This window comes from Vibrio sp. QJM3NY_15 (genome assembly GCF_057785995.1).
Window position 1 is genome coordinate 3150990 of sequence record NZ_CM173517.1, and the last position, 11643, is coordinate 3162632.

An 11643-nucleotide genomic window follows, 5' to 3' on the forward strand; every position below is an offset into this window, starting at 1 on the left:
CAAGCGAATTAGTGAATGGTTGGAGCGGCATCTTCAGATGGACGAGCGCCAAACTCAGCATGAATCGTTAATGCACACGCTTTGACATGCTCGATAACGTGTTCTAGAAGCTGTGCTTGCTCTTCTAAGTCGTCTTCTTCATCAATACCCAGCTTCGCCATCTCTTCCAGATCAGCCAAGGCTTCTTTGGTGCCATCAGACGCTTTGTTTAACGGAGCGCCCACTAAACCCAAACCAGAGATAAAGTGGTTAATCCAATCAGACACACCATCAGCAAGGTCAAATAGGCTTGCACTTGCGTCTTCATCAGGCAACAACATAGACAGTTCCATGCCAGAACCGGTAATTTCGCTGGTCGTCACCTTTAATGTCGCTTCAGCTAACGTTAAGACACGATCAGGCCAACCCATGCCTTCATTGGTGTAATCAAAGATCAGTGGTTGCCAGCTTTTATCTGTAAGGTTTAAACCTCCACTTAACATACCCGTTAACAGACCATGCATTTCAGCTGGTGTTACGGCTAGGCTTGCCGATTGAAGTTCAGTCGCAACCGTTAGGTAGTCAGGTAAAGTAGTTTCGCTCATCAGTAGCTCGCTCAGTTATTCTTTATATCGATAGTATAATCGTACCACTTCACCCCAATTCTGGTAAGCATCGATCCCCAGCAATTGAAGGATGACTGACTACCAAATGTTCAATTTGCTGAATTACTGTGTGCTCAAGCTCTCATTTACAAACAGTCACTCTGAAAAGCTTGAATCTTAATAGCGGTTTACCTATAGTTTCTCCCTCAGAGGAGATTGCTTCCTCATCGGTGTTTGCTCTTTTTCTTTTTCAAAAATGAGAAAGTGCAACAGCCTTAAAAATAGCGCGTTAAAGAGTTCATCCATCATGAGTAATCAAGCGGTAGACGTTGAAATATTAGGAAAACTGACTCGAGTTAATTGTCCTCCAGGGCAAGAGGAGTCATTAATTGCAGCGGCGGCCGATCTTGATAATCGATTGAAAGAGATGGCTGAACGTACTAAGGTAACCAATGAAGTGAAGCTGCTAACGATCGCAGCTCTGAATATTTGTTATGAGCTACAAACCAAGAAGTTTGAAGCAAACGACGAACAAAACGCACTGACCGAGCGAATGGAACAGCTCACGACATCACTTTCAGATGTCCTCAGTAAAGTTAAGCACGGACAGCAATAGCGTACACAAAATTTACCCTGGAGTGTTTGTCAGAGGATTCACGTCCCCGAGCCGATAAGCAATCCCTAAGGGTTAGTACTTGAGTGCTATTGAGCATGCTCGGTCCGCCGAGAAGCCTACGGTAATCATTGCTGATCCGCCTTGAACTCGCTGGTTCAAGGGCCATCTATTCTCAACGGCACTTTGGGGTATCCCTTCTTATGAAGACGCTCACACGCAGCGAATTTCGCAAACAGATCCGTATCAAACGTAATGCCTTATCTGGCGAACAACAAACTCAATCCGGTTTAGATTTAGTCCAGCAGTGCGCTCAGCTTGATGAAGTTCAGTCTGCTCAGCATATCGCCCTCTATATATCCATCGATGGCGAACTCGATACCCAGCCGTTAATTGAATGGTTATGGGCGCAAGGTAAACAAACTTATTTACCGGTATTACACCCCTTCTCTGCCGGACACCTGTTATTTCTTCACTATTCTCCAGACACACCGACCGTCCTTAATAAATACGGTATCGTTGAACCTCAGCTGAATCAATTGCTCGTCAAACCATGCCAACAACTCGATCTTATTCTCACACCATTGGTGGGCTTTGACTCTCAAGGGCATCGCTTAGGAATGGGCGGTGGATATTACGATCGCACTTTGGCTCGATGGTTTGAGACAGGTAACGGTGCAACTCCGATTGGTTTGGCACATGATTGCCAACATGTCGATCGCTTACCTATTGAAGGTTGGGACATTCCGTTACCTAAAATCGTGACTCCGAGTAAAACTTGGCAATGGGAAAACAACCATTAAAGCGCTATAATCGCGCCGCAAACGTTAACCTCGATATACAAACGTTAACTTTAATACGCGAACGATTAATTCACAGCGCAAGACCTTATTCAGGAGAATGGCATGACTCAAGATGAAATGAAAAAAGCAGCCGGCTGGGCAGCACTTCAATATGTTGAAGAAGGCAGCATTGTAGGTGTCGGTACTGGCTCAACAGTAAATCACTTCATCGACGCACTTGGCACAATGAAAGACAAAATCAAAGGTGCGGTTTCAAGCTCTGTAGCCTCTACTGAAAAACTAGAAGCGCTAGAAATCAAAGTTTTTGAGTGCAATGACGTATTCAAGTTAGACATCTATGTTGATGGCGCGGATGAAATTAACGGTTCACGCGATATGATCAAAGGCGGTGGTGCTGCTTTGACCCGTGAAAAAATCGTTGCCGCTATCTCAGACAAGTTTATTTGTATCGTTGATGGTACGAAAGCAGTTGATGTGTTGGGTAAATTCCCACTGCCTGTTGAAGTTATCCCAATGGCACGTTCATACGTTGCTCGTGAATTAGTAAAACTTGGTGGTGACCCAGTTTACCGCGAAGGCTGCACAACCGATAACGGCAACGTGATCCTAGATGTTTACGGCATGGCGATCGAAAATCCAAAACAGTTAGAAGATATCATCAATGGTATCGCTGGTGTGGTAACGGTTGGTCTGTTCGCTCACCGTGGTGCTGATGTAGTTATCACTGGCACACCTGAAGGTGCAAAAATCGAAGAATAAATAATAGAAGATTGAGTTTTTCTGTTACTTCATTACATACGGTGCCCAAGGGCGCCGTTTTTTTTGCTTTATACCTGTAAAATTATGTCTTATTCCGTAATTTTCTTACCCAAAACATTTTTTTTTTGTTACTTTATTGTTCAGAAGACGCACAGGGAAAACGTTTGTCTCCTGACAAAGTGGTGAATTTGTTCCCCTTTCAGCCATTTTGTAGCACGTGCGCCGCATTTGCCCAACCTTTCCATTTTAAGGACGAGAACAATGGCCAAAGTTTCACTGGAAAAAGAAAAAATAAAAATTCTACTTCTAGAAGGTCTTCACCCTTCTTCTGTAGAAGTACTGCAAGCCGCTGGTTACACAAATATTGAGTACCACAAAGGCTCGCTACCTGAAGATGAACTTCTTGAAGCAGTTAAAGATGCTCACTTCATTGGTATCCGTTCTCGCACAAACATCTCCCAAGAAGTTATTGATGCGGCTGAAAAGCTGGTTGCAGTTGGTTGTTTCTGTATTGGTACTAACCAAGTAAACCTTCAAGCGGCAGCAAAACGTGGTATCCCTGTGTTCAATGCACCGTTCTCAAACACTCGAAGTGTTGCTGAGTTGGTTCTTGGTCAGGTTCTATTGCTACTGCGTGGTATCCCTGAAAAGAACGCTCTTGCTCACCGTGGCATCTGGAAAAAGAGTGCAGACAACTCTTACGAAGCTCGTGGTAAGCGTTTAGGTATTATTGGCTACGGTCACATTGGTACTCAACTGGGTATTATTGCTGAAAACCTTGGTATGCGTGTTTACTTCTACGATATCGAAAACAAGCTGTCTTTGGGTAACGCAACTCAAGTCCATACAATGACTGATCTTCTGAACAAGTGTGATGTCATTTCTCTGCATGTTCCAGAAACTAATGAAACCAAGAACATGATGGGCAAAGAAGAGTTCGACCGCATGAAACCAGGTTCTATCTTCATCAACGCCGCTCGTGGCACTGTTGTTGATATCCCAGCATTATGTGGCGCTCTAGATTCTGGTCACCTTGCGGGTGCAGCTATCGATGTTTTCCCAACAGAACCAAAAACTAATGCTGACCCATTTGAGTCACCATTGATGCAGTTCGATAACGTGATTCTTACCCCTCACGTTGGTGGTTCAACACAGGAAGCACAAGAGAACATCGGCGTAGAAGTTGCTGGCAAGCTTGCTAAGTACTCTGATAATGGCTCTACGCTATCAAGTGTTAACTTCCCTGAAGTTTCACTGCCATTGCATACAGGCACTTCTCGTTTGCTACACATCCACGAGAACCGTCCAGGTATTCTGACTCAAATTAACACCATCTTCGCTGAAGAAGGCATCAACATCGCAGGTCAGTATCTACAAACTGCCGCAGATATGGGTTATGTGGTTATCGATGTGGAAGCTGATCGTTCACAAGAAGCTCTGCTTAAATTGAAAGAGATCGAAGGCACAATCCGTGCTCGTCTTCTTCACTAATCATCGAGTTAGACCATAAGTAAAAACAGAAAAGGCTCTCGCAATGAGAGCCTTTTTAGTATTTGGCCTATCGTAGGTAATTAGATCACCATGATCCAAAAGCCTCTATAGCGCTATCTTATTCTTCGATCTGGTAGATCACATTAACACGATCGCGAATGGTGATCGTTGAGTCTTCATAAGAGTTCGACTCTGTTCTCGCATCCATCGCCATCGAACGCATGAGCACAGGCTGAGAAGATTGTGCGTTGTAATCAACACGCCAAACATCACCTAGCTCACGCTCAAAACCACTCGCCAATGATTTCGCTTTTGATCTTGCATCCTTGATTGCTTCTAAGCGAGCCTGTTCTTGATACTTAGCTTGGTCGCGAACTTGCAGTTGAATGTTATCGATCTGATTAATGCCCTGACCAATAGCAATATCCATGTAGTCATTTAGATTAGCTAAATCATTAACTTGAACCGTCACATTACGTGAAGCACGATAGCCAACCAATTCAGGCTTACCATCTTTCGGGTAATGGTATTGAGGCGATAAATACAAGTTAGAGCTGTGTACGCTAGCCTCATCAACTCCTGCTTTTTGCAGCTTGTTGAGAAAGCCTGTCACGACTTTATCGACAGTATTTTTAGCTTGTTCAGCGGTCATTGTTGATTCTACAACTCTAACAGAGAATGTTGCCATATCCGGTGTCGCGATCACTTCACCATAGCCCGTCGTTGAAATATGCGGAAAAGAGGGAGAGTTTGCCAATGATGGAAAACTCACAGCACTCAACGCTGCAGTAAGAGTAAGAGACGTTGCTAAGATTTTTGGTACAAACTTCATTAGGAAAACCCACGCTGAACAAATGTTCTTTTATCATAGAGCAATTTGTCGCATAGCCAATCCTGATACCCAACTTCTAACAGAACTTTGACGATGAAAAAACCAACAGCTTACTGAGGTAAGTGATTGTGAGCATAACTTAATATGGCTTGAGAGATTTCCTTCAACACCCCACTCTCAAGCTGCCAATGGTGCCAATAGATACGATAAGACAGCAAGAAGCCGGGCGTGACATCAATCAGTGTCCCTGATTCCAACTCTTCAATAATCTGCAGTCGAGGGATCAAACAATAGGCGACACCAGAGAGAGCGAGTCGCACAAAAGCTTCTGAACTTCCCACCGTATGATTGATAACGCTGTCTCTCGGAACATTAAAATGATCATGCAAAAACTTCTTATGCAGATCATCGTATTGGTCATACGAAACCGCAGGAGCTTTGGTTAATGTCGAATAGTTCACTCCGTCAGAGAAGTAGCGTTGATGAAAGCTAGGACTCGCCACACACACGTAGTCCATACGACCGAGATAGTCAGCGCTGCACCCAGGAATAGGCTGTGATTCCAGACTGATCGCCCCTGCGACTTCTCCACTCTTAATTTTTTCGATCGTTCTCGATTCACCATGAATCGCAAGGTTCAACTCAACTTGACGTGAGTTCATCACATCAGATAACGCAGGCAACAGCCATGTCGCCAAACTATCAGCATTGGTCGCTATTGATAGGGAAAGAGGTTGAGTACCCTCTTCATTCATCAATTCAGGGACAAGCTCATGCTCTAACAAACGAACACGACGATACAAACCCAACAGCTTTTTCCCTGCCGGTGTTGGCCTTGGGGGGCTTTCTCTCACAAGCGCGGGTTGGGCTAACCATTTTTCCAGTTGTTTGATGCGTTGAGACACCGCCGATTGGGATATGTACAACTGCTCAGCCGCCCTTTCAAAGCTGCGTTGTTTCACGACTGCATCGAGTGCTTCTATCCATTTGTAATCCAATCCACGCATCAACTTGTTTCCTTTTTAACCTAACTATCATCAACATTAGCAACTCTAATAATAGATTAAAATCATTAATTATACTTATTTAAAAGGTCGGAGTATCTTCGCCATATAGCACGTAAATATCGTTAATTAAGTGGAGGTAAAAATGAATTTTTGGGTTTTATTACAAGGTTTTGGTCTAGGGGCAAGCATGATTATCCCTATTGGCGCTCAGAATGCGTACGTCTTAAATCAAGGGATAAAACGCAATCACCACCTAACCACAGCAACGATTTGTAGCCTACTCGATACCTTGTTCATCTCATTGGGTATTTTTGGTGGCGGAGCTATCCTGTCGCAAAATGAATTACTGCTCACTTCAGTGACATTGGGGGGTATCGCCTTTCTTACGGTTTATGGGTTGCTATCACTGCGCAGTGCGTTCAGAACACGTGCCAGTGATGAATCAAAAGGTGAGATATTAGCTCGTGGCAAGCGCACCGTTGTTTTAGGTGCATTGGCAGTAACTGTATTAAACCCGCATCTCTATTTGGATACCGTGGTGATTCTAGGATCCATTGGCGGGCAGTTTGAAGGCAACGACAGAATTGCTTTTGCTATGGGGACGATCTTGGCTTCGTTCGTGTGGTTTTACTCTTTGTCATTAGGCGCTGCAAAGCTAGGCCCAACGCTATCTAAGCCGAACGTTAAGAAAGGCATTGATATCGCAGTCGCGACCATGATGTTTGCCATTGCACTTGTGCTCGCTAATGGGTTGATTGAACAGTATTGGTAATCACATCAAGAACAGAGATCGCAAGCCAGTCATTAGAAAATTGCAACGACGCCACGAATAAACAGTGAATTATTCAATCTCGTTGGTGGTTAGAATGACTCGAATTTTATTGTTCAGTTCATTCAGCGCAGCTTCAAGGCTCGGTTCAGGTTGGCTCAAGTGTTTTATCAAAGTCATGAAATAGCTATCCATAATCAAAGGCATTTTTTCAGAAATAGATGTACTGACATTAACCGTCTGAAAGAGTGCCTGATCAAAGGTTCGGTAATAGTCGAGATCCCAAATCACCTCTTTGAGTAACGCTCGACTCAATTCAACATTATCAAAGTAATAACAGTAGTAATGTTCAATAAGCGAGAGACCAATATCCAACGTACTCTTATTTTGATCAGTCGCTAACACTTCCTGAGCAATCTTTTCCAACTGCGATAGCATCCCTTCTCGAAGAATCGTCAACTTGGTTTCAAAATGACTAAACACCGTGCCATCAGCCACACTTGCGTGACGAGCAATCTGTCGAGTTGTGGTGTTGTCATAACCATTTTCACCAAACAATTCCCAAGCAGACGCCAAGATCTTCTGTTTCGTTATGTCTCTCTTACTCACGAAAATACACCCTTTTCAAATCAAGCTTGATCATACTCTTAGTCGTCTAATTTGACAAACTGAGCGCGCTCAATTATAAAAATGAGCACGCTCACTTTACTTTCAATTTGGAGAACCGATGAATTTATTAAACCGATTGGGACAAATACTGATTTTTCTACCCACCATTTTTTGTTTCTCTTACCTACTTCGTCCCCTGTTAATGATGATTCTTATCCCTGGAGGGTTATGTCTACTGGCAATTTTAGGAGGCAAAGAGGTAAGAAAGCCTTTATATGCAATGCTGAAAACATCGTTATGGCCGACGTCGAATAAAACAAAAGGCAGGGTGATGAAAAGAAAACAGAGCATTAAGAGAGTCAACGCTCAGGAGGGCTAGTCTTGGAATCAAAAAAGGCGGATAACCTAAGTTATCCGCCTTTCCTTATAAAAGCTTATAGCTATAAAAACTAATCGGAGATTAAGCTTCTACTTTATTCATGTGTACATCCATTTGCGGGAATGGAATTTCGATACCTTCGTTATCCAAGCCTTCTTTGATTGCTTGCATAAGGTCAAAATACACATCCCAGTACTCTGCAGTGTTAACCCATGGGCGAACGACAAAGTTTACTGAAGAATCCGCTAGTGTATGAACACCAACTTGAACACCCGGTGTTTTAAGTACACGTTCATCAGATTCACAAATCTTAGTCAGTAGCGCTTTTGTCTTTTGAAGATCAGCGTTGTAAGAAACACCAATCATTAGATCAATACGACGTGTATCATGACGAGAGTAGTTAGTAATTGGGCTACCAATAACGCTACCGTTCGGTACTACAACCATCTTGTTGTCTGGCGTTGTTAGAACTGTTTGGAAGATTTGAATTGAATCAACCGAACCTGCTACACCACCAATTTCCACGTAGTCACCAGACTTGAATGGACGGAATGCAACGATAAGTACACCAGCTGCAAAGTTAGATAATGAGCCTTGTAACGCTAAGCCTACCGCTAAACCAGCCGCACCAATAACAGCAACCACAGATGCAGTTTGAACGCCTAGACGACCAAGTGCAGCAATTAAAACAATAACAAACAACAAGTAACGAACTAAACCATGGACGAACTCCACAACTGCTCGGTCCATTTTCTTCTTCTGAAGAACCTTAGACACGCTATTCGCTACTGCTTTAACAATAAGGTTACCAATAAATAGAATTATCAGTGCTGAGATAATGTTTACACCGTATTGAATAAACAGATCTGAGTTATTTGTTAACCACTGTTCTGCGTGAGACAGACCATCCACAAGTGGAGTCTCAATCGCTGTCGAACTATCAGCCATAATGTGCATCCTCTATATAATATGCTATGAGCTAAACTGCCTTAAGCCAAACTTACCCAACAACAAAATAAACCGTATATTTCACGTTAAGTCGTTGTGTTAAAAGTAAATTAAAGCCAAGTCCTTTTTTATAAACTGAACCAAGTTCAATTTTTCGGCACGATATCCTATCTTTGACAGATTGCAAAGTCATATTTATGTAAGCTTTTGAATTAATAAAACTTACCAATAAACACAAATACCGATAACTAAAAGACTACGAAATTTATTCACCGCACGCTAGGTTTTTCACATATTTAGTACAAGTTTTTATCAGACATAAAAAAACCCGCTCAATGAGCGGGCTTTTAAAACTTAAAGAGTACTTAATTCAAAGAATTACAGTACGTCTACAGCGTTAAGGTCAGCGAATGCTTTCTCAAGACGAGTAACCATTGAAGACTGACCAGCACGTAGCCATACGCGTGGATCGTAGAACTTCTTGTTTGGAGCAGCTTCGCCAGTTGGGTTACCGATTTGACCTTGTAGGAAATCACGGTTCTCAGCTTCGTAAGTACGAACGCCATCCCATGAAGCCCACTGAGTATCAGTATCGATGTTCATTTTGATAACGCCGTAACCGATAGACTCTTGGATTTCTGCTTCAGAAGAACCAGAACCACCGTGGAATACGAAGTTAAGAGCGTCAGCTGCAATGCCAAACTTCTCAGCACAGTATGCTTGAGAGTCACGCAGGATAGTTGGAGTAAGTACAACGTTACCAGCTTGGTAAACACCGTGTACGTTACCGAAAGAAGCTGCGATAGTGAAACGTGGGCTAACTGCGTTTAGTTTCTCGTACGCGTATGCAACATCTTCAGGAGAAGTGTAAAGCTCAGATGCGTCCATATCAGAGTTATCAACGCCGTCTTCTTCACCACCAGTACAACCAAGTTCGATCTCGATTGTCATGTTTAGTTTAGCCATGCGAGCTAGGTAAGCTGCACATGTTTCGATGTTCTCTTCTAGAGACTCTTCAGAAAGGTCTAGCATGTGAGAAGAGAATAGTGGCTTACCAGTTTGTGCGAAGAACTCTTCACCAGCGTCTAGTAGACCGTCGATCCATGGAAGAAGTTTCTTAGCAGCGTGGTCAGTATGAAGAATAACTGGAACACCGTAAGATTCTGCTACTGCGTGAACGTATTTTGCACCAGCTACAGCGCCAAGAATTTGAGCGCCTTGACCTTCAAGTTTAACGCCTTTACCAGCGAAGAAACCAGCACCGCCGTTAGAGAACTGAACAACAACTGGAGCTTTTGCTTTAGCAGCAGCTTCAAGAACAGCGTTGATAGTATCAGTGTTGATTACGTTTACTGCAGGAAGAGCAAATTTGTTTGCTTTTGCTACTTCAAATACTTTCTGTACGTCATCGCCAGAAATCACACCAGGTTTTACAAAATCGAAGATCTTAGACATGGAAATAGTCCTATTTATTCTATCGTTTTAAGATTAAAAAACTTAAGTTTAAAAATTTGCAATCGTTTGCTCACAACTTGTGCCATTCTAGCAAAAAAGTGTGATATGCAGCAAACGTTAAAAGGCGAGATTCACATCTCGCCTTTCTAAATCAATTACGCTTTAGCACGCTCTTCAAGCATTGCTACTGCAGGAAGTACTTTACCTTCAACAAACTCAAGGAAAGCGCCGCCGCCAGTAGAGATGTAAGAAACATCTGCTTTGATACCGAACTTGTCGATAGCCGCTAGCGTGTCACCACCGCCTGCTACAGAGAAACCTTCAGAGTCAGCGATTGCTTTAGAAATACCAGCAGTACCCGCTTCGAAGTTTTTGAATTCGAATACGCCTACAGGGCCGTTCCAAAGAATCGTTTTTGCGTTGCCGATGATTTCAGCTAGAGCTGCAGTTGAATCTGGGCCAAGGTCGAAGATCATGTCGTCGTCTTGAACTTCAGAAACGTGCTTAATTTCAGCTTCTGCGTTTTCGTCGAATGCTTTAGCACATGCAACGTCAGTCGCTACTGGGATAGCACACTCTTTCATTAGCTTCTTAGCAGTTTCAACTAGGTCAGCTTCGTATAGAGACTTACCTACGTTGTGGCCTTCAGCAGCAATGAACGTGTTCGCGATACCACCACCAACAACAAGTTGGTCAGCGATTTTAGAAAGAGATTCTAGAACTGTTAGTTTAGTAGAAACTTTAGAACCACCAACGATAGCCACTAGTGGGCGAGCTGGGTTGTCCATTGCTTTACCAAGAGCTTCAAGCTCAGCAGCTAGAAGAGGACCAGCACATGCTACAGGAGCGTAAGTACCAACGCCGTGTGTAGAAGCTTGAGCACGGTGAGCTGTACCGAATGCGTCCATCACGAAGATGTCACATAGTGCAGCGTATTGCTTAGAAAGTGCTTCTTCGTTCTTCTTCTCGCCTTTGTTAAAACGAACGTTTTCAAGAACAGTTAGTTCGCCAGCGTTTAGCTCTAGGCCATTTACGTAATCTTTCGCTAGCTTAACTTCGCAGTCTAGTGCGTCGTTTAGGTAGTTAACTACAGGAGCTAGAGAGAACTCTTCGTTGTATTCGCCTTCAGTAGGACGACCAAGGTGAGAAGTAACCATAACTTTTGCGCCAGCTTCTAGGCAAAGTTTGATAGTTGGTAGAGATGCTAGGATACGTGCATCTGAAGTTACTTTACCGTCTTTTACTGGTACGTTTAGGTCAGCACGGATAAATACGCGTTTACCTGCAAGTTCCAGGTCAGTCATCTTGATCACAGACATGATTTGTCCTCTCAAATTTAAATAAAAATAAAGTTTTGGAAACTCAGCAACCCTGCTAAGCCTATAAATTATTCA

At 43.2% G+C, this 11643-nt stretch carries 12 protein-coding genes and 1 other RNA gene; 6 read left to right on the forward strand and 7 right to left on the reverse strand.

All coding sequences use genetic code 11. The annotated features are described in order from the left end of the window. Nucleotides 1–8 precede the first annotated feature (8 nt). Entirely contained in the window at nt 9–584 is a 576-nt protein-coding gene (locus tag AC3CKG_RS14005; protein WP_017108131.1) for a YecA/YgfB family protein, read from the reverse strand. A 307-nt stretch (nt 585–891) separates the two neighbouring features. On the opposite strand from AC3CKG_RS14005, the gene zapA reads away from it, so the two are divergent. The 5 genes from zapA to serA all read left to right on the forward strand — a co-directional run bounded on the left by zapA (nt 892) and on the right by serA (nt 4250). Next, nucleotides 892–1200, forward strand: coding sequence for a cell division protein ZapA (gene zapA, locus AC3CKG_RS14010; protein WP_004735366.1), 309 nt, complete (start codon nt 892–894; stop codon nt 1198–1200). An 11-nt stretch (nt 1201–1211) separates the two neighbouring features. Next, nucleotides 1212–1394: non-coding RNA, 6S RNA (gene ssrS / locus AC3CKG_RS14015), on the forward strand. Between the two features lie 6 nt (nt 1395–1400). After that, nucleotides 1401–2000, forward strand: coding sequence for a 5-formyltetrahydrofolate cyclo-ligase (locus tag AC3CKG_RS14020; protein ID WP_372114401.1), 600 nt, complete (start codon nt 1401–1403; stop codon nt 1998–2000). Nucleotides 2001–2102: 102 nt separating this feature from the next. Next, nucleotides 2103–2759, forward strand: a complete 657-nt coding sequence (gene rpiA, locus AC3CKG_RS14025) for a ribose-5-phosphate isomerase RpiA (RefSeq protein ID WP_009847664.1) — start codon at nt 2103–2105, stop codon at nt 2757–2759. A 261-nt stretch (nt 2760–3020) separates the two neighbouring features. Then, on the forward strand, nt 3021–4250 hold the full coding sequence (serA, locus tag AC3CKG_RS14030; protein ID WP_017108127.1) for a phosphoglycerate dehydrogenase: 1230 nt from the start codon (nt 3021–3023) through the stop codon (nt 4248–4250). A 118-nt stretch (nt 4251–4368) separates the two neighbouring features. On the opposite strand, the gene AC3CKG_RS14035 is transcribed toward serA, so the two are convergent. Next, on the reverse strand, nt 4369–5082 hold the full coding sequence (locus AC3CKG_RS14035) for an oxidative stress defense protein (protein WP_017108126.1): 714 nt from the start codon (nt 5080–5082) through the stop codon (nt 4369–4371). 110 nt (nt 5083–5192) lie between these two features. Next, nucleotides 5193–6089 carry a LysR family transcriptional regulator ArgP gene (locus AC3CKG_RS14040; RefSeq protein ID WP_029223489.1) on the reverse strand — a complete coding sequence of 299 codons (897 nt, stop codon included), beginning with the start codon at nt 6087–6089 and terminating at the stop codon, nt 5193–5195. A gap of 142 nt (nt 6090–6231) precedes the next feature. Between AC3CKG_RS14040 and AC3CKG_RS14045 the strand changes: the two genes are divergently transcribed. Further along, nucleotides 6232–6861 carry a LysE/ArgO family amino acid transporter gene (locus tag AC3CKG_RS14045; RefSeq protein WP_102485696.1) on the forward strand — a complete coding sequence of 210 codons (630 nt, stop codon included), beginning with the start codon at nt 6232–6234 and terminating at the stop codon, nt 6859–6861. Between the two features lie 69 nt (nt 6862–6930). Here the strand turns inward: AC3CKG_RS14045 and AC3CKG_RS14050 are convergent, their stop codons facing one another. The 4 genes from AC3CKG_RS14050 to AC3CKG_RS14065 form a co-directional block, all read right to left on the reverse strand. Next, entirely contained in the window at nt 6931–7467 is a 537-nt protein-coding gene (locus AC3CKG_RS14050; protein ID WP_488528500.1) for a TetR/AcrR family transcriptional regulator, read from the reverse strand. A gap of 460 nt (nt 7468–7927) precedes the next feature. Then, entirely contained in the window at nt 7928–8794 is an 867-nt protein-coding gene (mscS, locus tag AC3CKG_RS14055; RefSeq protein WP_065102943.1) for a small-conductance mechanosensitive channel MscS, read from the reverse strand. Between the two features lie 378 nt (nt 8795–9172). Beyond that, nucleotides 9173–10249 (reverse strand): class II fructose-bisphosphate aldolase, encoded by a 1077-nt coding sequence (fbaA, locus tag AC3CKG_RS14060; RefSeq protein ID WP_004735492.1) that lies wholly within the window; start codon nt 10247–10249, stop codon nt 9173–9175. 155 nt (nt 10250–10404) lie between these two features. Next, nucleotides 10405–11568, reverse strand: coding sequence for a phosphoglycerate kinase (locus tag AC3CKG_RS14065; RefSeq protein WP_029223491.1), 1164 nt, complete (start codon nt 11566–11568; stop codon nt 10405–10407). Nucleotides 11569–11643 lie beyond the last annotated feature (75 nt).